Here is a 24,073-nt window from a genome sequence, read left to right as displayed (position 1 = left end):
TAAATAAAGTGATATTCAGTAACTAAAAAGGAGAGGCCTATGATACGTTTAATAAAGGAACAGGATTTACCGGAGATTTTGGATATTTATAATGACGCTATTGCCAATACTACAGCAGTCTATACAGATGAGCTCAGTACAATGGAAGAAAGACGGTCATGGATGAGGCAAAAAGAGGTTCAGCAGATACCTATCTTTGTTTATGAAGAGGAAGGGCGTGTTGCCGGATTTGCAACGTATGGTCCATTTAGAGCGTGGCCACTATATAAATACACAGTTGAGCATTCCATATACGTACGTGCTTCAGATAGACAAAAAGGGATTGCATCACAACTATTAGAGCGCTTGATTAAAGAGGCAAAAGAAAAAGGCTATCATACATTAATCGCAGGTATTGATTCTAGCAATTCAGGTAGTTTTGCGTTACATCAAAAGTATGGCTTTGTTGAAGTTGGTGTAATAAAGGAAGTGGCACATAAATTTGATCGATGGTTAGATCTTGTATTCCTTCAAAAATTTTTGTAAGCATTAAAAACAAAGTGACAAAAAGAAATATTATATGGACTATTTCAGATATAAATAATCAAAGAAGTATACTATCACTATATATTAGTATTAAAGCGAGGTGATTTTCATGAAAATTTTAGAAATCTTAGGTACTTTATTTGGTATCGGCATAGTAGTATTTCCTTTAGCGGCAATAAGTTTGTTAGTATATGAGTTGACTAAAGCTGCTGATTCTCGATCATTTGTAGCTCCTGTTATTTGTATATTATTATTCATCATTTGTGGAATAGGTCTAGTTATAATAGGTAATGTATTAAACTAACATTATTATAGGCTCTATATTATTTAGGATTTAAATTAAGCCTTAAGTATGACTCGCGTGATAGTTATGAACAGTTTCAAAGTGATTGAAAAGCGTCTGTACAATAAGTATAAGCGTTACTGGAAACTCCTTTTAAAACCATGAATCGTCTACACTTAGTTGGACAAATTCTATGAGAATAGATATTGTTAAATTAAGAAAGTAGGCGATTTTTATGACAAGAGAAAGAAGAACTTTTAGTCCTGAATTTAAATTACAAATGGTAAAGCTTTATGAAAATGGTAAGCCTAGAAATGAAATTGCTCGTGAATATGATTTAACACCTTCGGCGTTAGGGAAATGGATTAAGCAACATCAAAATACTGGTTCATTTAACCATCAAGATAACTTAACTAATGAAGAAAAAGAACTAAGAAAATTACGTAAAGAAAATCAACAATTGAAAATGGAAAATGATATTTTAAAGCAAGCAGCGCTGATCATGGGACGAAAATAGATGTCATTCGAAAGAATGCCAATAAATATTCAGTATCAGCAATGTGCAAAGTCCTGCAAATCTCTAGAAGTAGTTACTATTACGAAATTAACAAATCACCCAACGTTGAAAAAGATGATCGAGATAAGGAAATTAGCGATAAAATTATCGAGATTTTCAATTCTAATCGCAAATGTTTTGGAACAAGAAGGATTAAAAATGAACTTATCAAAAATGGTTTAAATGTCTCAAGACGACGTATAGGACGCATTATGAAAGCAAATAAATTAGTATCTTCTTATACGACATCGAAGTATAAATCATTTCCTTCTCGCTCAAGTGAACGCGAAATCAATAATGAATTAAATCAAAGTTTCAATAGAAAAGAACCATTGGAAGTTCTTGTCAGTGATTTGACATATGTAAAAGTGGCTGGAAAATGGCATTACATATGTTTATTTATTGATCTTTTTAACCGTGAGATTGTTGGGCATAGCGCAGGCTCAAAGAAAGATAGCACGCTTGTATCCAAGGCACTTAGTAGCATTAGACACGATTTAAGAGACGTACAAATGTTTCACACTGACAGAGGAAAAGAGTTTGATAATCACATGATTGATGATGTACTAGATACCTTTGGTATCAAAAGATCTTTAAGCATGAAAGGATGTCCATATGACAACGCAGTAGCTGAAAGTACATTTAAAGCGTTAAAAACTGAATTCATTAAACAGTATGATTTTAAATCTATTAATCACTTAAAACTCGAATTGTTTGATTATGTTAATTGGTATAACAACATTCGACCTCATAGTGCATTAAATTATCTGACGCCGAAAGCGTACAAAGATAGTTTCTATAAAAACTGTCTAGAAATCTGTTGACATACCAACCATATGAAGAGCCAAAAGTTTTTCTTTTATCAATCATTCGTATTGTTTGGCTCGCATTTCCTAGGGGATGGGTCGAGCCGCGGTCTCGACGCTCATCCTATTCCCTCAGGCATCTCGCCAACAATACGACGTGATATACATGTAATTTTGCATTAAAATACTTTAAAAAAAAGACACTTTTGTATATAGTCATTTGACTAATGGTGCACTTGAAGGAATAAATACTAAAATCAAACTGATACAGAGGGTCTTTTTTAGTTGCTGTCCCCTCGGAAAGCAAAGTCATATCATATAAAGTTTTATCATAAAAGGAAGCGCTAAGACGCATTTTGGTTAAAATCATCTTAGCGCTGTTTATTTTAAGATTTATGTTTTAGCCTCTATATTTTTACACATAGTACTATTTGACAAAGAGTTTATAAAAACGTAGGTCTCTTCAGATCTATGGCTTTTCACCATGCCATGAAATGAGTTACAAGTTGTCCAATTAAGAACATAACATATGTTAATTTAATACTTAGCTATATGTTTCTGACTTTGTAACAGAATCAGTCAAGGTCTAGTTTTAAATGGCTTTCTATGAATGGTATAAATTGTTCAGAGCACTTTCTAAAGTTGGATATTCAAATCGGAATCCTTCGTGTGTTAAACGTTCGGGTAATACATGTTGAGTATCTAAAACAAGTTTTGACATTTCTCCAAGTGTTAATCGCATTATAAGCGCTGGTACATAAGTATAATGAGGCTTATTTAGTACTTTTCCTAAAATTTTACCAAATTGATTTTGCGCTTCTGGTAAAGGCGCAGTCAAATTATATGGTCCTGATGCATTCGGATTGTCAATTAAAAAGAGGATAGCACGTACTAAATCGTCGATATGAATCCATGAATAAGGTTGCTTACCACTACCTATTTTGCCACCGACCATGAATTGATATGGCATTTGAATCATAGGTAAAGCACCCCCTTCTTGGGACAAAATAAGACCAAATCGACCGTAAATAACACGTGTTCCTAAACTTTCAAAATAACTTGCTTGTCTTTCCCACTGATATACAATTTCTGACAAGATATCATGAGGTAACGTTTTAAACTGTTCTGTATACACAGTCGTATGAGAGGGTGGATAATACCCCATGGCACTTGCGTTAAATAAAATAGAAGGTTTTTGTGTTCTATTTTTAAATAATTCATAAAGTGCTCTAGTAGACTGAAGGCGACTTGTCATCATGAGTTGTTTATGTTCTTTCGTCCATCGTTTATTAAGTGTAGCGCCGGCTAAGTTGATGACAACATCAATGTTAGGGACTTTTGTTTCCCAGTTCGTTTCGTGCCAGTTGATATAGGACACTTGAGTATTATCAGACTGATGAGATTGACGTGAAAGAATATAAACGTGATTCGTATTGTTTTGAATTAATGTGTTAACGAGATGGCGTCCTACCATTCCAGTTCCGCCGCTTATTAAATAATTTGTCATGTATCTGATGCCTCTCTTTCAGTTCAATATTTTGACATAAAACGGTCAATAAATAGTCAATATAAAATAGATTTATTATGTTTATTTTTTCACAAACTGCGTTATAATATAAGTACCTTCGAAATAGATAAAACATCTCTTAATTAAAAAGTATACCCCATAATACACAACGAAGGTTATTTTGACTCCCTTTAGTAAAGGTCTGAATGATGCAGCATTCAGACCTTATCTTTTTGTATAACCACTTAAGAATTTGAATTTTTATTTTCACGTTGATTTAGAAAGCGACGAATCAATTTGCCAATCCCCCTATAAATGAGTAAACGAACAATCATATTTACAATACGCTTCAAGTTAATCTCTCCTTTAAATTTTCATTATGACTATATATTCCTTTATAGACGTGATTTTAAACTATGAGAATGAGATAAAATAAGATTGTTTATATAGAAAAAAGGGTAGTTTAACAATGAATCTGAAACATTTTATGACACTTTCGAGTAGAAGTGTTGTTATAATAAATTAATATATACATTAAAGTGGGGGGAAGTTATGGCGTACCCAAATAGAAATAACCAAGGTCCTAATTATAGAGGAGATGGTGACTCAAAAAGCAAGAAAAAACTAACAGGTTGTCTAAGTATAGTGGTGTTAATCATATTGCTAGGTGGTTTAGTGTTTGCTATTTTCTCATTTGTAGATCAATCCCATAAAAGTGAAGAAAGACTTAGAGATAAATCTATAGAAGAGCAACAAAAAAAGCGTGATGAGCAAATTCAAAAAGAAAAAGAGAGAAAAGCACGTGAAGAAAGAGAAAGAATTCAGAGTATTGAAGAAGCAAAGCGCTCACAAGAAGCCTCTATTCAAGCAGAAGAAGCGAATAGAATCAATCAACAACGCCGTCAAATGAATACAAATCAAAATAATACACAACAATCGAATGAGCCACGAGAGCGGACTGAAGAGCGTGCTAAAGAAGAGGAAACATCGACTGAAGAAAAAAGTGTAGAAAAGCCTTCAAATGAGTCGAGTTCAGAAGAGGGAAGAAATAGGGCGCAAACAGATCAAGCAACTGAGCAGAGACCGGCACCCTCAACTGAACAGAATCAATCATCATCTCAAGTAACACAAGAAGTACCAACACCTCAAAATCAAACTGGACAACAACCGCAATCCAATCGTACAGCGGAATCACAACAACGAAATCAATCAGGTGAAAACAATCGATAAAAGTGGACTGTGTTTAAAATGTAAAATGGAATAAAGCATTTTTGTCATAAATATATGTAGGTTGGATTTTTATCAAAATTCACTTGTGCTGTGCGAGGGGTTAGACAAGAAGTTGAGAATTTTCATATGAGTAAATGATTCTCCTAACTTCTTGTCATTTTTGTATTTTGAGGTTCACCATAACCATAGATTGAGTAGTATCGTAAGTATAATGGATAATAAGATAGACAGTAAGCAACCAGGAAAGCAGCCTATAGGGGCACATCCGACAGCTTTATAATGAAATTGACCTGGTCTATTTTGAAATTGCTCGCGATTTGAATGTGAGTGTTTAAAATCATCTGGATTTCGGTATCTTGGGTCATCAGGAGTGATGACTTCAGGGTCTTGATTTCGCATAGTATCACCTCATTTGAACATGTTAAATTCAATTTATAGTAGTTATAAGTGTTAATCAAATATTTGATTTGAAATGTTTAAAAAAAGGTAATCAAGTGTATAATAATAGTGAACAGTTACAAGTGTCATTTCAGAGACGCGTCATCGTGTTAAGTTGGACATTAAATGACCAGCGACGATTTAAAGTGGGGTAGTTTTTGACTTGCATTTTAACGTTAAAGGTTGTATGATGTATTTGTAAGCAAGTTAAATTTTTTTAAAGTCATTGGGACTTAAAATGTCACACCTTGGCTTAATGATGACCATCTTGTTCACTATTAAGGAGGCCTGCAACTTGAAATATATGATTCAAGTACAACAAAAAATCGTGCCTGACTTGATAGACAAAATGTATCGTCGTTACTCGATTTTGACGACTATCCAACAACTTCAACCTGTCGGAAGACGTACTTTAAGTGATGTTTTGAAACTGACAGAACGGGTGTTGCGTTCTGAAACAGATTTGCTCAAAACACAAGGACTCATACTAGTCAAATCAACTGGTATGACACTTACTTCAGAAGGTATTGATATCGTGCATCAACTCAATGAATATTTTAATCAGTATTCTGATTACCATCATTTAGCACAATTAATTAAACATCAATACGATATTAAAGAAGTATATGTTGTGCCTGGTGATAGTGATATAGATTCGAATGTTAAAGTTGAAATTGGACGAGTTGCTGGACAATCGCTTGAGAAGAGATTACACAAGCATGCTATTGTCTCTGTAACAGGAGGATCTACAATGGCATCAGTGAGTGAATCGATGTCTCCGTTACCATATGAGGTCTTATTCGTTCCAGCACGTGGCGGTTTAGGTGAAAATGTTGTTTTTCAAGCCAATACGATATGCTCGTCTATGGCGAAACATACAAATGGAAGCTACACGACACTTTACGTACCAGAGCAAGTGAGTGACAAAACATATGATAACTTGTTAAGTGAACCGTCTGTCGTTCAAACATTGAATCGAATTAGAGAGTCACAGTTTATTATTCACGGTATTGGTGATGCGCTGAAAATGGCGAAAAGAAGACAATCGTCAAAAGAAGTGATTGATAAAATTCAACATCATCATGCAACAGGTGAAGCCTTTGGATATTATTTTGATCAAGAAGGTAATATTGTTCACAAAGTAAAAACGATTGGGATTCAACTTGAAGAAGTCCAATCAAAACCACATATTTTTGCTGTAGCAGGTGGTTCATCTAAAGGTTGTGCAATTAAAGCATACTTGCAGATAGCACCTAAAAATACCATCTTAATTACAGATGAAGCAGCAGCAAAAATGATAACCGAGAAATAAAAAATATTATATAAAAAGTGACTTCACTTTTTAAATATCATTTAAAGGAGGCCATTAACATGGCAGTAAAAGTAGCAATTAACGGATTTGGAAGAATAGGACGTTTAGCATTTAGAAGAATTCAAGAATCTGAAAATATCGAGGTAGTTGCTGTTAACGACTTAACTGACGACGACATGCTTGCACACCTTTTAAAATATGACACTATGCAAGGACGTTTTACTGAAGAAGTTGAGGTAATTGATGGTGGTTTCCGAGTAAATGGTAAAGAAGTGAAATCATTCTCAGAACCAGAACCTAAAAACTTACCTTGGAAAGAACTTGGTGTAGATGTTGTATTAGAATGTACAGGTTTCTTCACTGATAAAGATAAAGCTGAAGCACATATCGAAGCAGGTGCTAAAAAAGTATTAATTTCAGCACCAGCTAAAGGTGATCTTAAAACAATCGTATTCAACGTAAACCACGAAGAATTAGACGGATCTGAAACAGTTGTTTCTGGTGCATCATGTACAACAAACTCTTTAGCACCAGTAGCTAAAACATTACACGATCAATTTGGTATCGTTGAAGGTTTAATGACTACAATTCACGCTTATACAGGTGACCAAAATACGCAAGACTCACCACACAGAAAAGGTGACAAACGTCGTGCACGTGCTGCTGCTGAAAATATTATTCCTAACTCAACTGGTGCAGCTAAAGCAATCGGCCTTGTTATTCCTGAAATTGCTGGTAAATTAGATGGTGGTGCACAACGTGTTCCAGTTGCAACAGGTTCTTTAACAGAATTAACAGTTGTATTAGATAAAGAAGTTTCAGTAGAAGAAGTAAACCAAGCTATGAAAGATGCGACAAACGAATCATTTGGTTACACTGAAGATGAAATTGTATCATCAGACGTTATTGGTATGACATTCGGTGCATTATTTGATGCGACACAAACGCGTGTTATGACAGTAGGCGATCGTCAACTCGTTAAAGTTGCTTCTTGGTATGACAATGAAATGTCATATACTGCACAATTAGTTCGTACTTTAGAATATTTAGCAAGTCACGCTAAGTAATATCATTTATAATAAGTTATGAAAGTACTATATGTGCTTCTAACTAACTAGTAGCTTGTAGTAGGCGGAGGGGCACAATCGCTTCTCCGCCTTTTTTAGACACTACGATTTTAAGGGGGCTTTATCATGTCAAAAAAAGATGTAACAGATGTTGAATTAAAAGGGAAAGTCGTGCTTGTACGTGCTGACTTTAACGTCCCGATGAAAGACGGCGAAATCACAAATGATAACCGTATTGTTCAAGCATTACCAACTTTACAGTATATTATTGAGCAAGGTGGTAAAGTTGTTGTATTCTCACACTTAGGTAAAGTGAAAGAAGAAAGTGATAAAGAGAAATTAACTTTAGCACCCGTTGCAAAGCGTTTATCAGAAAAACTAGGACAAGATGTAACATTTATTCCTGAAACGCGCGGTGAAAAATTAGAAAACGCCATTAAAGGTTTAAATGAAGGCGATGTGCTCATGTTTGAAAATACGCGTTTTGAAGATGTAGATGGTAAAAAAGAGTCTAAAAATGATAAAGAATTAGGACAATACTGGGCGTCACTTGGAGATATTTTTGTAAATGACGCGTTCGGTACGGCTCACCGTGAGCATGCATCAAACGTTGGTATCGCATCAAATGTTGAAGCTGTTGCTGGCTTTTTAATGGAAAAAGAAATCAAGTTTATCGGTGGTGTTGTTGACAATCCAAACAAACCGGTTGTTGCCATTTTGGGTGGTGCAAAAGTATCAGACAAAATCGGTGTGATTGAAAACTTACTTAAAATTGCAGACAAAGTATTAATCGGTGGCGGAATGGCATATACATTCTTAAAAGCGCAAGGCAAAGAAATTGGTCTGTCATTATTAGAAGCGGATAAGATTGACTTTGCAAAAGATTTATTAGAGAGAGCTGGAGATCAAATTGTCTTACCAGTTGATGCAAAGGTTGCGAAAGAATTTTCAAATGATGCAGATATCTCTACTGTTTCAATTGATGCAATTCCAGAAGATGAGGAAGCAATGGACATTGGACCTGAAACAGTTGCATTATTTAAAAAGCAACTTGAAGGCGCAAACACAGTCGTATGGAATGGACCGATGGGTGTATTTGAATTCAGTAATTTTGCCCAAGGTACAATCGGTGTATGTGAAGCAATTGCAGATCTTAAAGATGCCACTACGATTATTGGCGGAGGAGATTCAGCTGCAGCGGCTATGCAACTCGGTTTTGAAGAAGACTTTACACATATTTCTACTGGTGGTGGTGCATCATTAGAGTACTTAGAGGGTAAAGCATTACCAGGTATTAAAGCCATCGCAAATCAATAAAGTCAATGTGTTAAAACTAGGAATAAAAAATTGCAAGTATACGTATGAGTATAAATAAGGAGTGTTTGGATTGAGAAAACCAATTATTGCAGGTAACTGGAAAATGAATAAAACTGTTAAAGAAGCGAAAGAATTTGTTCAATCTTTACCAGCGTTGCCAGATACAGAAGAGGTGGAGTCAGTAATTTGTGCGCCTACAATTCAATTAGATGCGTTGATTTCACTGACAAAAGAAGGTGTAGCGTCTGGTTTGAAAATCGGAGCACAAAATACGTACTTTGAAGACAGTGGTGCATTTACAGGTGAAACATCACCGGTCGCGTTAGAAGATCTTGGGGTTCAATATGTTGTGATTGGGCACTCAGAACGACGTGAACTTTTCCATGAAACAGACGAAGACATTAATAAGAAAGCACATGCAGTGTTTAATCATAACATGACGCCTATTATTTGCGTTGGTGAAACAGATGAAGAACGTGAAAATGGTAAAGCAAATGAAATCGTTGAAGGTCAAGTTCAAAAAGCACTAGAAGGGTTATCAGACGACCAAATTAAGCGTGTTGTTATTGCTTATGAACCAATTTGGGCAATCGGTACTGGTAAATCATCAACAGCTAAAGATGCTAATGAGATGTGCCAAGCAGTACGCCAAACTATTGCTCAATTAACAAGTGACGAAGTATCTCAAGCAGTTCGAATTCAGTACGGTGGTAGCGTAAAACCTAACAATATTAAAGAATACATGGCAAAAGAGCATATCGATGGTGCATTAGTAGGTGGCGCATCACTTAAAGTGGAAGATTATGTTCAATTGTTAGAAGGTGCAAAATAATTATGGCAAAAAAACCGACAGCACTTATTATTCTAGATGGTTTTGCAAATCGTGAAGAGACTCACGGGAATGCTGTTAAATTAGCACATAAGCCTAATTTTGATCGTTATTATGAGATGTATCCGACGACTCAAATAGAGGCAAGTGGCTTAGATGTCGGACTTCCAGAGGGACAAATGGGTAACTCAGAAGTTGGACATATGAATATTGGCGCTGGACGCATTGTTTATCAAAGTTTAACGCGCATTAACAAAGCAATTGAAGATGGAGATTTCTTTGATAACAACGTTTTAAATCAATCCATAGACCATGCTTTAAAAAATCATTCAGCATTGCATGTTTTCGGTCTTTTATCTGATGGCGGTGTACACAGTCACTACAAACACCTATTTGCTATTTTAAAATTAGCTAAACAAAAAGGCTTGGAAAAGGTGTATGTTCATGCATTTTTAGACGGTCGTGATGTGGATCAAAAATCGGCATTGACGTACATTGATGAGACTGAACAACAATTTGAAGCTATTGGTGTTGGTCAATTTGCCTCTGTTGCTGGTCGTTACTATGCAATGGACCGTGATAAACGCTGGGATCGTGAGCACAAAGCATATGATGCGATTCGCAACTTTAGTGATGTGAAATATACTTCTGCTCGAGCTGGTGTGGAAGCGAACTATGAAGCAGGTTTAACAGATGAATTTGTTGAACCGTTCGTAGTACAAGGTCAAAATAATGGTGTCAGTGACGGGGATGCAGTCATTTTCTATAATTTCCGACCAGACCGTGCTGCACAATTATCAGAAATTTTTACGAATAAAGCATTCGACGGCTTTGAAGTGGAGCAAGTGGATGATTTATTCTACGCGACATTTACAAAATACAACGATCAAGTTGATGCACACATTGTGTTTGAAAAAGTAGACTTAACAAATACAATTGGTGAAGTAGCACAAGATAATAACCTGACACAACTTAGAATTGCAGAAACTGAAAAATACCCACACGTGACTTATTTTATGAGTGGTGGACGTAATGAGCTATTTGAAGGTGAGCGTCGTCGTTTAATTGATTCACCTAAAGTAGCAACATATGACTTAAAGCCCGAAATGAGTGCCTACGAAGTCCGTGATGCATTGTTAGAAGAGCTTAATAAAGGTGACTTAGACCTTATTATCTTAAACTTTGCGAACCCAGACATGGTAGGTCATAGTGGAATGTTAGAACCAACAATCAAAGCGATTGAAGCGGTGGATGAGTGCTTAGGTGCAGTTGTTGATAAGATTCTTGAGATGGATGGTCATGCCATTATTACAGCTGATCATGGTAACTCAGATGAAGTTTTAACAGCGGATGATCAACCGATGACTACACACACGACAAACCCAGTTCCAGTTATCGTAACTAAGCCTAATATCGAATTGAGAGAAACTGGACGACTAGGTGACTTAGCACCAACACTAATCGATTTGCTAGGTGTTAAACAGCCTGAAGATATGACAGGCGAATCATTAATCAAACATTAAAAAACTTTCAGATAATACAAAAACTCGTTATAATAATTAGTGAAAGAAACTTGTGTAAAAAGGTTTAAATAAAAGTGCGCATGCTAGTGCGCTAACCTTGATACACAATATGCAGGGTATTATCTTAATTAAAAAGGAGATTTTAAATTATGCCAATTATTACTGATGTATACGCTCGCGAAGTACTAGATTCACGTGGAAACCCAACTGTAGAAGTTGAAGTATTAACAGAAAGCGGCGCGTTTGGTCGTGCTTTAGTACCTTCTGGCGCTTCAACTGGGGAGCATGAAGCAGTTGAGTTACGTGATGGTGACAAATCACGCTACTTAGGTAAAGGTGTCGAAAAAGCTGTTGAGAATGTTAATGAAATCATTGCGCCTGAATTAATTGAAGGTGAGTTCTCAGTTTTAGAACAAGTATCAATCGATAAAATGATGATTCAATTAGATGGCACAGACAACAAAGGTAAATTAGGTGCAAATGCGATTTTAGGCGTATCGATTGCAGTTGCGCGTGCAGCAGCCGATTTATTAGACCAACCATTATACAAATATTTAGGTGGGTTTAATTCAACTGTATTACCAACACCAATGATGAACATTGTAAATGGTGGTTCACACTCAGATGCGCCGATTGCATTCCAAGAGTTTATGATTTTACCAGTTGGTGCAGAAACATTTAAAGAGGCATTACGTTGGGGTGCAGAAGTATTCCATGCGTTAGCTAAAATCTTAAAATCTCGCGGATTAGTGACAGCAGTTGGTGACGAAGGTGGTTTTGCACCAAAATTCGAAGGTACTGAAGATGGTGTTGAAACAATCATCGAAGCAATTAAAGCAGCAGGCTTAGAACCAGGTAAAGACGTATTCCTTGGTTTTGACTGTGCAGCTTCAGAATTTTACGAAGATGGTGTTTATGACTACACTAAATTTGAAGGCGAAAATGGTGCGAAACGTTCAGCTGAAGAACAAGTTGACTACTTAGAGCAACTTGTAAACAAATATCCAATTATTTCAATTGAAGATGGTATGGATGAAAATGATTGGGAAGGTTGGAAATTATTAACGGATCGTATCGGTGACCGTGTTCAATTAGTAGGTGACGACTTATTTGTTACAAATACTGAAATTTTATCAAGAGGTATCAAAGAAAACATCGGTAACTCTATCTTAATTAAAGTGAACCAAATCGGTACATTGACAGAAACATTTGAAGCAATTGAAATGGCTCAAAAAGCGGGCTATACTGCTGTTGTATCACACCGTTCAGGTGAAACAGAAGATACAACAATCGCTGACATTGCTGTTGCAACAAATGCAGGCCAAATTAAAACAGGTTCATTATCACGTACAGACCGTATTGCGAAATACAATCAATTGTTACGTATTGAAGATGAATTATATGAAACTGCTAAATACGAAGGTTTAAAATCTTTCTATAACTTAGAAAAATAAATCGCTATAATTAAAGTTTGGAATTCATTCAAGTGAGCTTTGAATTGGAATCGAGATATGAAGTCTAATGCATGTATTAGATTTCTATCTCGATTTTTTTAGGTTCTATAGTAAATCGGACTGGTGTATAAATAATTTCATTTATTTGATTGTTCCATAAAGCCTCGCTTTTCTAGGCGCCCCAGAAGTCTCGGCTTAGGAAACAATCAAATGTGCTATATTTATTCACAGAAAAAGGCGTTAAGCAATCCATTATTGCATAACTTCTTAATTTAATGCGACCAGTTCAATTTGACTGAGAGTTTTTTTATCAACAATATAGTTTTTCGTAATAAAAGGATGCCCAGAAGTTTGAAGTGTCTATTTAATGTTCATTTTATTCGAACGAGGAAACTGCTATAATAAGAAATGATTATGTAAAAAGGAGAACCAATATGTCTCAAAAATTAACAGCGGATATAAGAGCAGAAAAAACAGGTAAGTTGTTGGGCATTATGACATTTTTATTTGCGGTTGCACTTGTGATACATCAAGTGATTATTGTAGATGATCAAGTCGTGAGTTATATGTTAAAGCACTCAGGCAATAACGTAACAGAAAGTGCCATCAACGCTATAAGCAATAGTATTCGTTATACAGGTATACTGTATATTTTAGCTTACGCTTCAGGTGTTGTCGCAATGAAATTTCAACATCCTTATTTGTGGTGGTTTTTAGTGGCAGTGTTTATTTCGCAAATATTTAACGCTTTATTATATCCACCTATTTTATATGCAGCTATTTTTAATGTTAAAAGCTTTTTTGCACTTATTCCTTATTTCTTTGTCGTTATCGGCTCATTAGTAATGGTTATATTTATGGTTACAGTGAGTATTAAACGAAAATCGACATTTAATCGATAACGGTTTGTTGAGAAATCAAACAACTTATGGTAGAATATCTTTCGTATATGATGAATGGAGGACAATCTGATGCATACATTTTTTGTTGTATTACTGATTATTGACTGTATCGCACTCATCACGGTTGTTTTACTACAAGAAGGTAAGAGTAATGGTTTATCAGGTGCTATCAGTGGTGGCGCTGAACAGTTATTCGGTAAACAAAAGCAACGTGGTGTAGATTTATTTTTGCATAGATTGACAATTGTACTATCGATTATTTTCTTTGTATTAATGTTAGGTATTAGTTATTTTAACATGTAAGAGTCCGACGATATTATAGTCGGACTTTTTTATTTGTGACGTGTGAAATAAATCGGTAAAATGAAACCATATGCTTTTTGAAAGGACGTACTAAGGTTATGAAAATACAACTACCAAAACCATTCTTTTTTGAAGAAGGACGTCGTGCAGTATTGCTATTGCATGGATTTACTGGAAATAGTTCAGACGTGCGTCAACTTGGGCGCTATCTCCAAAAAAAGGGTTACACATCGTATGCACCACATTATGAAGGGCATGCAGAACCACCTGAAAATATACTACAATCTAGCCCACACGTGTGGTACAAAGATGCTCTAGATGGCTATGATTATCTTGTAGAACAAGGTTATGATGAAATTGCGGTTGCTGGACTATCATTAGGGGGTGTCTTTGCACTTAAATTAAGCTTAAATCGCAGTGTAAAGGGTATTGTAACTATGTGTACACCCATGTACATTAAGACAGAAGGATCGATGTACGAAGGTGTATTGGAATATGCACGAAACTTCAAAAAATACGAAGGTAAGGCGGATGCAATCATTGATCAAGAAATGGAACAGTTTCATCCGACAAATACATTGAAAGAGCTTCAACAAACCATTCAAAGTGTGCGTGAAGCAGTAGATGAAGTCGTCGAGCCTTTACTTGTTATACAATCTGAAAAGGACGACATGATCAATCCTGATTCTGCAAATATCATTTACGATGAAGCGTTGTCAGATGACAAACATTTATCGTGGTATCATGACTCAGGTCATGTGATTACCATTGATAAAGAAAAGGAAAAAGTGTTTGAAGAGGTATTTCAATTTTTAGAAACATTAGATTGGTCAAATTAAACGATATACAAATCGAAAGAATAGATAGAAAGGAGGAGCATAATGAATTTAAAAGAAGATGTCAAAGCCATTATCCAACGTTCAGATTATGAGCCACTGTCTGTATCAGACTTTCAAGATGAACTCGGACTGAGTAGTGCTGATTCATTTCGTGATTTAATCAAAGTGCTCGTCGAATTAGAACAGGCAGGAATATTAACAAGAACGAAACAAGACCGTTATCAAAAGAAAACGTCGAAAAAAGGATTAATCAGAGGAACGCTCAGCCAAAATAAAAAAGGTTTTGCATTTTTGAGACCTGACGATAAAGAGATGGAAGACATATTTATCCCCCCAACAAAAATTAACCGTGCTATGGACGGGGATACGGTCATTGTAGAAGTGAAGAAGTCTCGCGGTGATTTTCGCAGTGGCAAAGTGGAAGGCGAAGTTAAATCAATTGAAAACCACTCTGTCAAACAAGTAGTAGGAACGTTTTCTGAAGCGCGTCACTTCGGATTTGTCATTCCTGATGATAAGCGTATTATGCAGGATATTTTTATTCCAAAAGGACAAGATTTAGGTGCTGTTGAAGGTCATAAAGTGCTAGTTCAAATATCCAAATATTCAGATGGGACAAATAACCCAGAAGGTCACATATCGGCCATTTTAGGACATAAAAATGATCCGGGTGTCGATATTTTATCGATTATTTATCAGCACGGTATTGAGATAGAATTTCCTGAAGCTGTTATGAAAGAAGCTGAAGCAGTTCCAGAAACAATAGCACCTGAGGAAATTGAAGGCCGACGCGACTTACGTAATGACTTAACAATCACTATCGATGGTGCGGATGCTAAAGATTTAGATGATGCGATTGCTCTAAAAAAGTTACCTAATGGGAATACAGAACTAACAGTTAGCATTGCCGATGTAAGTTACTATGTCAAAGAAGGCTCAGCATTAGACCAAGAAGCGTATAATCGAGCTACAAGTGTATATTTAGTAGATCGTGTTATTCCAATGATACCGCATCGTTTAAGTAACGGTATTTGCTCATTAAATCCAAATGTTGATCGACTGACTTTAAGTTGTCGTATGGAGTTTGATGCGCAAGCTAAAGTCGTGGATTATGAGATTTTCGATAGCGTGATTCATTCTAACACACGTATGACGTATCGAGCAGTGAATCAAATAATTACGGATCAAGATCCAAACGTTCGTAAACAATATCAAGAGATCGTTCCTATGTTGGATTTAGCCAAAGACTTATCACAACGTTTGATTGATATGCGTAAACAACGTGGTGAAATTGATTTTGATATTAAGGAAGCTAAAGTTGTTGTCAATGATGAAGGCATTCCTCAAGATGTGTTAACACGTGAACGTGGTGAAGGGGAACGATTAATTGAATCCTTTATGTTAGCAGCGAACGAAACAGTGGCAGAGCATTTTTATAAAAAGGAAGTCCCATTTATTTATCGTGTACATGAGCAACCTAAGTCAGACCGTTTGGCGCAGTTCTTTGATTTTATTACTAATTTTGGCATTATGGTCAAAGGTACGGGTGAAGATATTCATCCGCGTACTTTACAAAACATCAGTGAAGAAATAGCAGGACGTCCTGAAGATATGGTCATTTCGACAATGATGTTGAGATCAATGCAACAAGCGCACTACGATGCCGATAATTTAGGACATTTTGGCTTAGCTGCTGACTATTATACGCATTTCACATCACCGATACGTCGTTATCCAGATTTGATTGTACATCGATTAATTCGGAAGTATCTTATTGAACAGTCGATGGATAGTAAGGCACGTCAACAGTGGGAAGATCGATTGCCTGAAATGGCTGAACACACGTCAAACCGAGAACGTCGCGCAATTGATGCTGAACGAGATACAGATGATCTTAAAAAGGCTGAATATATGATTCAACATATTGGTGATGAGTTTGAAGGTATCATTAGCTCTGTTGCGAATTTTGGCATGTTTGTGGAATTGCCAAACACTATAGAAGGCCTTGTTAATATGCAAAATATGACAGATGATTATTATCGTTTTGATGAGCGTCAAATGGCATTAATCGGGGAACGAAAAGCTCAAGTTTATCGCATTGGTGATACAGTCAAAGTGAAGGTCATCCATGTTGATATAGATGAGAGACAAATTGATTTTCAAATTGTAGGTATGCCAATTGATTTAGGTGGTCATCGTGATCGCAAAGCGAGAGGTACAACCATTCAAGCGAAAACAAAAGGCAAACAGTTTGACAACAAGAAAAAGGATAAAAAGAAGCGTAAGCAGCGTAAAGGCAAAAATGCAAGAAAACGTGAAAAATCAGGCAACACAGATTACAAGCCTTTTTATAAAAGTAAAAAAGTTAAAAATAAAGCACGTAAAAAGAAAAAATAAATCGAGGTGAAACACAATGCCAAAACCCAAAACAGGAAAAGGCACCTTAGCAGTCAATCGTAAGGCAAGCCATGATTATAACATTGAAGATACGATTGAAGCGGGCATTGCGTTACAAGGTACCGAAATCAAGTCGATACGTCGTGGAAGTGCGAACTTAAAAGATAGTTACGCACAAGTTAAACGTGGCGAAATCTTTCTTCACAATATGCATATTGCACCTTATGAAGAAGGGAATCGTTTTAATCACGACCCTAGACGAGTGCGAAAATTATTATTGCATAAACGTGAAATTTTAAAGCTAGGCGATCAAACACGTGAAGTAGGCTATTCAATTATTCCATTAAAGTTATATCTTAAACATGGTAATTGTAAAGTTCTATTAGGTGTAGCACGTGGTAAGAAAAAATATGATAAACGTCAAGCATTAAAAGAAAAAGCAGTGAAGCGAGATATGGATCGTGCGATGAAACAAAAGTATTAACGCATTGCTAAAAATGTAAAGTTTTGATATTATTAAATGTGCTTTCACTTTGAAGAGAAGGCACATTAGAATTAAGGGGGCGTTTATGGATTCGACAGGGGTCCCCCGAGCTCATGAAGCGTGTCGGAGGGTTGTCTCCGTATCAACACACACAGTTTATAATAACTGGCAAAACAAACAATAATTTAGCAGTAGCTGCCTAATCGCGCTCTGCATCACCTAACAGCATCGCCTATGTGCTGTTAACGTGATTCAACCTATAGTAGGATACGCTCGTCACTGCCGTTTGAAGTCTGACGAGAAGAGATAAACCAAACTAGCGTCATGTTGGTTGTCTATCACCTTGCATGACGTGAAATGAATAGATAGACTACGCACGTAGAAACATTTGTATCAGGACCTCTGGACGCGGGTTCAAATCCCGCCGTCTCCATATTTTATAGTTGGAAAACGTTGATATGACAGCGTTTTTAAGGAGTGAGTGTCAAATATGTGTCAAGAAAATAATTCTCTGACACGTTGACCTTGCTCTTTTTTATGTTCGTCTAATAAATGCGAATAAACATCAAGTGTGATAGATACATTGTAGTAACCTAACCTTTTGCTAATATACTCAATAGGTATTCCCTTTGAAAGCAAGTAAGATGTGTGCGTGTGTCGTAATGCGTAAGGTGTTATACCATCATCTTTTAAACCTATTTGTTTTTTAGTGTGATTAAAAGATTTCTTAACCGCGTTATGACTTAAAGAAAAAATTTTGCCATCAAGGCGTTTAGGTAATTTTGATATTTTGTATTTAATGAGCTGTACGTCTTTTTGTGTCACTTCTACAAATCTGTCAGCATTAGCTGTATTAGTTCCTCTAAGGTGAATCAATCCATCTTTTTCATTTAAATCTAATTCAATCATATTAATGACATCGCTATATCTAGCACCTGTAATTGCTAGTATATACAAAAATATATAACTCATTTCATTACGTGATTTAAAGTATTCAATCATATCTATATATTGTTTAATTGTCATGAATTTAGTAGACTCATTTTTAGCTTTATTAGTACCTTTAATGTCCACACATTGTAAGAAGGGTCTTTCTTTAAATAATCGTCATATACAGCATCTCTAAAACATTGAGATAAACAGCCATTCACTTTACGTACAGTTTCATCTGCTCTGCCTTCTCCAAAATTATTTAAAAATTTTTGATATTCAGAACGTGTAATATTTTTAATAAGTATACCTTCCCAAAAATATTCACAAAATAAGTTTAACGATCGCTTATACCAGTAAAAATGACTTTTAGCGACTTTCTTTTTATTACAAGCCAGTCATTATAATATTCTTTAAATGTCTTATCGTCAATTGCATTACCATCTTCTAAATCACGTATGAGTTGCTGCGCTGCGTTAGTTGCTTCCGCTTTCGTTTTAAAGCCTGACTTACGTTTCTTGCCTTATTTAAAAGAGGGGTGTTTAACGTCATATTGCCATGAAGTTGAAGCTTTCTTTTTACGTTTTGTTACTGTAAATGATGCCATTTTATTCATTCCTCCTCAAAAAAGATAAAAAATAATAAGGGTACAGGAGTACCCATGAAACTGCATAAAAAAAAGACGCCTGTATAAACTACAGACGCCACTTATAATTATAAGATTACATGGTTAATTACCGAAAAGGTAACAAATATATACGTGTTTTAAAGGGTAACCCTTTAATATATTTATATTATATCATCTTATATCAGGAATCTGCAATATGTTGTTATTAAAGGGTAGATGTGCTACCTGTATTTAAAATGTTAGTATAGCATCTTAAATATTTCTTTCTATATTCCAATCTTTCAGTATCTTTTCATTAAAATCTACATGCTGATAGTTTTTTAATAGCTTTTCTGTTTTTTTCATAAATTCAGAAACAGTTTCTTGAACAGATAAATCAAATGCTTCTAAATCTTCCAGTTCTGTACCTTTATGAATTAAATCGATTATTTCTGAATTTACGTTTAAAGAAGAAAGTTCCTCCATCATATAGGGGGTGAAAATTATATGTTCTGCATTTTCTATTGAAATAAGATTGTGCTTAAGTTGATAAAATAAACCATGAATAGTTATTAAAGTGAATTTTTCAAGTTGTTCTTTGTTTTCAAATATTAGCATTATTTATTACTCCATCCTGACTTAGTTTTTACATCGTACACTAAACCTGATTTACTTTGGAAATAATGAACTGAAACTTTTTTCTTTCCAATGTATCCATCTTTATATACTTTTTTCCATGGCCCTTTTTCTACCTTTCTAAGTTTGGCTAGTAAGGTTTTATTATCTTTATTTATTTCTGCGTATAACTCTGGATTAATTTCTATTATTTCTTCTTTTTGTAAATCATATTCAAAGTAAACCCAAAAAGCTGGTGTCATTTCACTAGTAGCTAGGATACTATTTTTAGTATTTATAAAAATTAAGTTTAGATTCGAATTATGATAAAGTTTCCAATCGTTAATAATCATATATCTACTCCTTACAAATATTTTACTACTTCTTTTTGCGTACTAGGATATAAGTGACCGTATCGGCTATACACTTCTGTTGTATCGCTATGCCCTAATCTTTGGACTATAATCATTACACTATCCCCAGCATTCACAAGTAATGAAGCGTGAGAGTCTCGCCATTCTGAAGTGGCACCCCTAAAGTTGAGTTTTTAAGGTTCAACTTTAGGGGTGTACTTCATTCACACGGGTGGTTTTGATTATGATTTAGCATATTTAATTGCTGTATCATTTTTAGGGTCTTTTTCAAGTATTTTATTTGCAACCATTTCAATATTCTCTTTACTGATCATATCAAAACCTGGTTCATCCAGAATCTCTAAAAATTCATTCAACAAACTTTGATCTTTAAATTGTGAAATCTCTAGCGATTGCCAATAATGATAATAAGCTAAATTATAAGCACTATCCACATAATTAAAATGAAAATGATAGATGTTTGCGACCATTTCATGATATTCAATCGTGTTAATTTGATTAGCAAGATTTGATAAATAATATGCTAATTTTTCGTCTGAAATGTCGTTTGACATAAAGTATGTTAAAACATTATCCAAGTCTTTGTTTTCTAACATTCTTTGCAATTCAGTTGGTAATAAATTTAATATAATGTTAGTACTCTTCATTTATTTGACTCACCCATTCGATATATATTTTACCGTTTTTTCGTGTATAGGTTACGACTACAGTTCTACCACTCATGGTAAGTGTTTTTTGATATGCAGTTTTCTTATATCTGCTTTGCTTTCCATGTCTCATAACATGTGACATTACTTTAGAAACGTCACTCCAATTGTTTTTAGTTACTTTGCTCCAATTATGTTTACTAGTAAGAATGTGTTTTCTTTTATTAGCTCCTAAATTGGCTATTGAAGGTAAAACTTTACCAAAGCTTTTAGTTTTAATAGCGTTTTGAGTTGCTTTCTTTCCATATTTTTTACAGCGTATTTCACACCATATCTAGCTACAGCTGCTAATATTATTAATGGGCATGCAGATGATTTAGCTTCAATGCTTTGATATTTTTAAATCTTTATCTAAGCCGCCGACAGATACAATGTTTGATTTTGTTGCTGGGAAATCACTTTTACCACCTAAATTGTTTCCTGAAGATGCTATAACAATAGTTCCTGATTTAACTAATTCGTCTAATTTCTTAGAAAGTGTATGGTCATAATTTGTAAAACCAAAGCTCATATTTACGATGTCTACGTTGTTCTCGATGCACCAATCAATAGCCTTTTTGTAGTTTCACCATTAGTATTCAATACTTTTAAATGATAGTAATTAGCTTTAGTTCTGTTCTGGGTTACTAAATTACTGATTGCAGTTCCATGATTATGGTTATCTTTTGAATGCTTCTCAGTAGAAAAGTTTATTATGGTTATATTCTGTTTTATATACTCGGAACTTATACCACTATCTAGAATTGCAACATTAATCTCTTAATCATTTTGGACAATTATAAAATACAAAGAGATGAAGGTTATTAAATAAATGTGAAAATCCATTTCTTCAAGTTCTTAACTCCTTTATATAGTAAAATATACCAAATTATTACATTTACAACTACAGAACCTATAATCCACGTGATTATGGGCTTTTTATAAATGTCTTCACTCAGTTGAGCACGTAAAACGTGCAAAACAATAAACCACCTGCTATGCGAGTGGCAATAAAAGTATACTAAACAAATCCCTGTTTACCGTTATAATTAAGGTGTTCAAGCCAAATTAATAACGAAAGCAGAGGTTTCTTATGGTTAATAAAGCCAAGAGTTTAGCACATATAAAATGGATGGATTAAATACCATATTGTATTTTCTTACCGATTTCTAAGATATTTGTAAGTGAATATAAAAAAGCATTAAACAACAAAATAGCGTTGCTTAATGCGTTATCGTCTTACCAAGCGACGTTGACAAAGAACCTGATAAAATATCTAAAGCCTTTTTTAATTTTAGTGAACACGAATAAATATTTATTATTTTAGCCACTCTTCGGGGTGGTTATTTTTATGCGCATTTATGTTAGAATATTCTGTGAATTATAAATTGATAAATTTAATAAAAATAGTGAGGGATTGTAATGAATGGGGCTATACATCATTTAGAAATATATGTAGAAGATATAAATAAAACTAGAAATTTTTATGAATGGTTATTACCTAAGCTAGGTTATATGCTTTACCAAGATTGGAAAAATGGTTTTAGTTTCAAATTAGATAAAACTTATATTGTTTTTGTAGAAGTCGAAGAGGAGTATAAAAAGTATGGATATCATAGGAAAAGAATTGGATTAAATCACATAGCTTTCAGTGTTTCTGATAGAAATAAAGTAGATTACATAAGTAATATTTTATTAGATAACGGCATAAATATTTTGTACGAAGATAAACACCCATATGCTGGTGGTGAGAATCATTATGCTGTTTACTTTGAAGATCCAAATAGGATAAAATTAGAAATTGTAAGCAAGGAGTGACTATCTCATGATTCAATCTATAAATCATGTTACTTATTCAGTATCAAATACTAAACACTCCATAACTTTCTATAAAGACATTTTAAAGGCATGGTATGTCAACAGATTTCTAGACAGTTTTTATAGAAACTATCTTTGTACGCTTTCGGCGTCAGATAATTTAATGCACTATGAGGTCGAATGTTGTTATACCAATTAACATAATCAAACAATTCGAGTTTTAAGTGATTAATAGATTTAAAATCATACTGTTTAATGAATTCAGTTTTTAACGCTTTAAATGTACTTTCAGCTACTGCGTTGTCATATGGACATCCTTTCATGCTTAAAGATCTTTTGATACCAAAGGTATCTAGTACATCATCAATCATGTGATTATCAAACTCTTTTCCTCTGTCAGTGTGAAACATTTGTACGTCTCTTAAATCGTGTCTAATGCTACTAAGTGCCTTGGATACAAGCGTGCTATCTTTCTTTGAGCCTGCGCTATGCCCAACAATCTCACGGTTAAAAAGATCAATAAATAAACATATGTAATGCCATTTTCCAGCCACTTTTACATATGTCAAATCACTGACAAGAACTTCCAATGGTTCTTTTCTATTGAAACTTTGATTTAATTCATTATTGATTTCGCGTTCACTTGAGCGAGAAGGAAATGATTTATACTTCGATGTCGTATAAGAAGATACTAATTTATTTGCTTTCATAATGCGTCCTATACGTCGTCTTGAGACATTTAAACCATTTTTGATAAGTTCATTTTTAATCCTTCTTGTTCCAAAACATTTGCGATTAGAATTGAAAATCTCGATAATTTTATCGCTAATTTCCTTATCTCGATCATCTTTTTCAACGTTGGGTGATTTGTTAATTTCGTAATAGTAACTACTTCTAGAGATTTGCAGGACTTTGCACATTGCTGATACTGAATATTTATTGGCATTCTTTCGAATGACATCTATTTTCGTCCCATGATCAGCGCTGCTTGCTTTAAAATATCATTTTCCATTTTCAATTGTTGATTTTCTTTACGTAATTTTCTTAGTTCTTTTTCTTCATTAGTTAAGTTATCTTGATGGTTAAATGAACCAGTATTTTGATGTTGCTTAATCCATTTCCCTAACGCCGAAGGTGTTAAATCATATTCACGAGCAATTTCATTTCTAGGCTTACCATTTTCATAAAGCTTTACCATTTGTAATTTAAATTCAGGACTAAAAGTTCTTCTTTCTCTTGTCATAAAAATCGCCTACTTTCTTAATTTAACA

At 34.7% G+C, this 24,073-nt stretch carries 23 protein-coding genes, 1 other RNA gene and 3 pseudogenes; 17 read left to right on the top strand and 10 right to left on the bottom strand.

Annotation, left to right across the window (positions count from 1 at the left end; all coding sequences use genetic code 11):
• Positions 1-39: 39 nt before the first annotated feature.
• From C7J90_RS00790 to C7J90_RS00780, 3 genes are all read left to right on the top strand, one after another.
• Positions 40-525: a GNAT family N-acetyltransferase gene (locus C7J90_RS00790; protein WP_103209709.1), complete on the top strand. Its 486-nt coding sequence runs from the start codon at positions 40-42 to the stop codon at positions 523-525.
• 109 nt (positions 526-634) lie between these two features.
• On the top strand, positions 635-829 hold the full coding sequence (locus C7J90_RS00785) for a hypothetical protein (protein WP_103209711.1): 195 nt from the start codon (positions 635-637) through the stop codon (positions 827-829).
• A gap of 214 nt (positions 830-1,043) precedes the next feature.
• Positions 1,044-2,188 (top strand): IS3 family transposase gene (locus C7J90_RS00780; RefSeq protein ID WP_103209691.1). Its coding sequence is split into 2 segments (ribosomal slippage): positions 1,044-1,290 and positions 1,290-2,188, totalling 1,146 coding nucleotides; the frame shifts between segments, so codons are not numbered across the junction.
• A gap of 586 nt (positions 2,189-2,774) precedes the next feature.
• Here C7J90_RS00780 and C7J90_RS00775 read toward each other — a convergent pair.
• Positions 2,775-3,677 (bottom strand): TIGR01777 family oxidoreductase, encoded by a 903-nt coding sequence (locus C7J90_RS00775; RefSeq protein ID WP_103207158.1) that lies wholly within the window; start codon positions 3,675-3,677, stop codon positions 2,775-2,777.
• A 552-nt stretch (positions 3,678-4,229) separates the two neighbouring features.
• On the opposite strand from C7J90_RS00775, the gene C7J90_RS00770 reads away from it, so the two are divergent.
• The gene (locus C7J90_RS00770; protein ID WP_103207157.1) at positions 4,230-4,907 is read left to right on the top strand and encodes a DUF4887 domain-containing protein; all 678 of its coding nucleotides are present in this window, start codon (positions 4,230-4,232) and stop codon (positions 4,905-4,907) included.
• A 174-nt stretch (positions 4,908-5,081) separates the two neighbouring features.
• On the opposite strand, the gene C7J90_RS00765 is transcribed toward C7J90_RS00770, so the two are convergent.
• Positions 5,082-5,306 carry a hypothetical protein gene (locus tag C7J90_RS00765; RefSeq protein ID WP_103207155.1) on the bottom strand — a complete coding sequence of 75 codons (225 nt, stop codon included), beginning with the start codon at positions 5,304-5,306 and terminating at the stop codon, positions 5,082-5,084.
• A 334-nt stretch (positions 5,307-5,640) separates the two neighbouring features.
• Here C7J90_RS00765 and C7J90_RS00760 point away from each other — a divergent pair, with 334 nt between their 5' ends.
• From C7J90_RS00760 to ssrA, 12 genes are all read left to right on the top strand, one after another.
• Positions 5,641-6,657, top strand: a complete 1,017-nt coding sequence (locus C7J90_RS00760; protein WP_103207154.1) for a sugar-binding transcriptional regulator — start codon at positions 5,641-5,643, stop codon at positions 6,655-6,657.
• A 59-nt stretch (positions 6,658-6,716) separates the two neighbouring features.
• The gene (gene gap / locus C7J90_RS00755) at positions 6,717-7,724 is read left to right on the top strand and encodes a type I glyceraldehyde-3-phosphate dehydrogenase (RefSeq protein WP_103207153.1); all 1,008 of its coding nucleotides are present in this window, start codon (positions 6,717-6,719) and stop codon (positions 7,722-7,724) included.
• Between the two features lie 126 nt (positions 7,725-7,850).
• Positions 7,851-9,041: a phosphoglycerate kinase gene (locus C7J90_RS00750; protein ID WP_103207151.1), complete on the top strand. Its 1,191-nt coding sequence runs from the start codon at positions 7,851-7,853 to the stop codon at positions 9,039-9,041.
• A 70-nt stretch (positions 9,042-9,111) separates the two neighbouring features.
• Complete coding sequence (gene tpiA, locus C7J90_RS00745; protein WP_103207150.1) at positions 9,112-9,873, top strand: triose-phosphate isomerase; 762 nt, start codon at positions 9,112-9,114, stop codon at positions 9,871-9,873.
• A gap of 2 nt (positions 9,874-9,875) precedes the next feature.
• Positions 9,876-11,393: a 2,3-bisphosphoglycerate-independent phosphoglycerate mutase gene (gpmI, locus tag C7J90_RS00740; protein WP_103207148.1), complete on the top strand. Its 1,518-nt coding sequence runs from the start codon at positions 9,876-9,878 to the stop codon at positions 11,391-11,393.
• 149 nt (positions 11,394-11,542) lie between these two features.
• Complete coding sequence (eno, locus tag C7J90_RS00735; protein WP_103207147.1) at positions 11,543-12,847, top strand: surface-displayed alpha-enolase; 1,305 nt, start codon at positions 11,543-11,545, stop codon at positions 12,845-12,847.
• A 434-nt stretch (positions 12,848-13,281) separates the two neighbouring features.
• Positions 13,282-13,749 (top strand): hypothetical protein, encoded by a 468-nt coding sequence (locus C7J90_RS00730; RefSeq protein ID WP_103207145.1) that lies wholly within the window; start codon positions 13,282-13,284, stop codon positions 13,747-13,749.
• A 69-nt stretch (positions 13,750-13,818) separates the two neighbouring features.
• Positions 13,819-14,052, top strand: coding sequence for a preprotein translocase subunit SecG (gene secG, locus C7J90_RS00725; protein ID WP_016424546.1), 234 nt, complete (start codon positions 13,819-13,821; stop codon positions 14,050-14,052).
• Positions 14,053-14,150: 98 nt separating this feature from the next.
• The gene (locus tag C7J90_RS00720) at positions 14,151-14,891 is read left to right on the top strand and encodes an alpha/beta hydrolase (protein ID WP_103207144.1); all 741 of its coding nucleotides are present in this window, start codon (positions 14,151-14,153) and stop codon (positions 14,889-14,891) included.
• 42 nt (positions 14,892-14,933) lie between these two features.
• Positions 14,934-17,288, top strand: a complete 2,355-nt coding sequence (rnr, locus tag C7J90_RS00715; RefSeq protein ID WP_103207142.1) for a ribonuclease R — start codon at positions 14,934-14,936, stop codon at positions 17,286-17,288.
• 16 nt (positions 17,289-17,304) lie between these two features.
• Positions 17,305-17,772 carry an SsrA-binding protein SmpB gene (gene smpB / locus C7J90_RS00710; protein ID WP_103207140.1) on the top strand — a complete coding sequence of 156 codons (468 nt, stop codon included), beginning with the start codon at positions 17,305-17,307 and terminating at the stop codon, positions 17,770-17,772.
• Positions 17,773-17,847: 75 nt separating this feature from the next.
• Positions 17,848-18,208: a transfer-messenger RNA gene (ssrA, locus tag C7J90_RS00705) on the top strand.
• A 59-nt stretch (positions 18,209-18,267) separates the two neighbouring features.
• On the opposite strand, the pseudogene C7J90_RS00700 reads toward ssrA, so the two are convergent.
• The 7 genes and pseudogenes from C7J90_RS00700 to C7J90_RS00670 all read right to left on the bottom strand — a co-directional run bounded on the left by C7J90_RS00700 (position 18,268) and on the right by C7J90_RS00670 (position 21,516).
• Positions 18,268-19,309, bottom strand: a pseudogene (locus C7J90_RS00700) (tyrosine-type recombinase/integrase).
• Positions 19,310-19,582: 273 nt separating this feature from the next.
• Positions 19,583-19,927 carry a DUF3969 family protein gene (locus C7J90_RS00695; protein ID WP_103207139.1) on the bottom strand — a complete coding sequence of 115 codons (345 nt, stop codon included), beginning with the start codon at positions 19,925-19,927 and terminating at the stop codon, positions 19,583-19,585.
• Positions 19,927-20,277 carry a hypothetical protein gene (locus C7J90_RS12125; RefSeq protein WP_232332004.1) on the bottom strand — a complete coding sequence of 117 codons (351 nt, stop codon included), beginning with the start codon at positions 20,275-20,277 and terminating at the stop codon, positions 19,927-19,929. The genes C7J90_RS00695 and C7J90_RS12125 overlap by 1 nt, the downstream gene beginning before the upstream one ends.
• 11 nt (positions 20,278-20,288) lie before the next feature.
• Positions 20,289-20,444, bottom strand: a pseudogene (locus tag C7J90_RS00685) (site-specific integrase); the annotation flags it as partial.
• 75 nt (positions 20,445-20,519) lie between these two features.
• Positions 20,520-20,945 carry a hypothetical protein gene (locus C7J90_RS00680; RefSeq protein ID WP_103207137.1) on the bottom strand — a complete coding sequence of 142 codons (426 nt, stop codon included), beginning with the start codon at positions 20,943-20,945 and terminating at the stop codon, positions 20,520-20,522.
• Positions 20,932-21,335 (bottom strand): annotated as a pseudogene (locus tag C7J90_RS00675) (polymorphic toxin type 35 domain-containing protein); the annotation flags it as partial. The gene C7J90_RS00680 and the pseudogene C7J90_RS00675, both read right to left, overlap by 14 nt.
• Positions 21,328-21,516, bottom strand: coding sequence for a S8 family serine peptidase (locus C7J90_RS00670; protein WP_103207135.1), 189 nt, complete (start codon positions 21,514-21,516; stop codon positions 21,328-21,330). The gene C7J90_RS00670 and the pseudogene C7J90_RS00675, both read right to left, overlap by 8 nt.
• A gap of 890 nt (positions 21,517-22,406) precedes the next feature.
• Between C7J90_RS00670 and C7J90_RS00665 the strand changes: the two genes are divergently transcribed.
• Positions 22,407-22,802 (top strand): VOC family protein, encoded by a 396-nt coding sequence (locus C7J90_RS00665; protein ID WP_103210571.1) that lies wholly within the window; start codon positions 22,407-22,409, stop codon positions 22,800-22,802.
• Positions 22,803-22,900: 98 nt separating this feature from the next.
• On the opposite strand, the gene C7J90_RS00655 is transcribed toward C7J90_RS00665, so the two are convergent.
• Positions 22,901-24,045, bottom strand: a protein-coding gene (locus C7J90_RS00655) for an IS3 family transposase (protein ID WP_103209691.1) whose coding sequence is annotated in 2 segments (ribosomal slippage) — positions 22,901-23,799 and positions 23,799-24,045 — 1,146 coding nt in all. Because the reading frame shifts where the segments join, the coding sequence is not laid out codon by codon here.
• Positions 24,046-24,073 lie beyond the last annotated feature (28 nt).

Source organism: Staphylococcus felis, assembly GCF_003012915.1.
In the GTDB taxonomy this organism is placed as follows: domain Bacteria; phylum Bacillota; class Bacilli; order Staphylococcales; family Staphylococcaceae; genus Staphylococcus; species Staphylococcus felis.
Note: the sequence above shows the minus strand (reverse complement) of the source record. Positions and strands in the feature narration are given on the sequence as shown.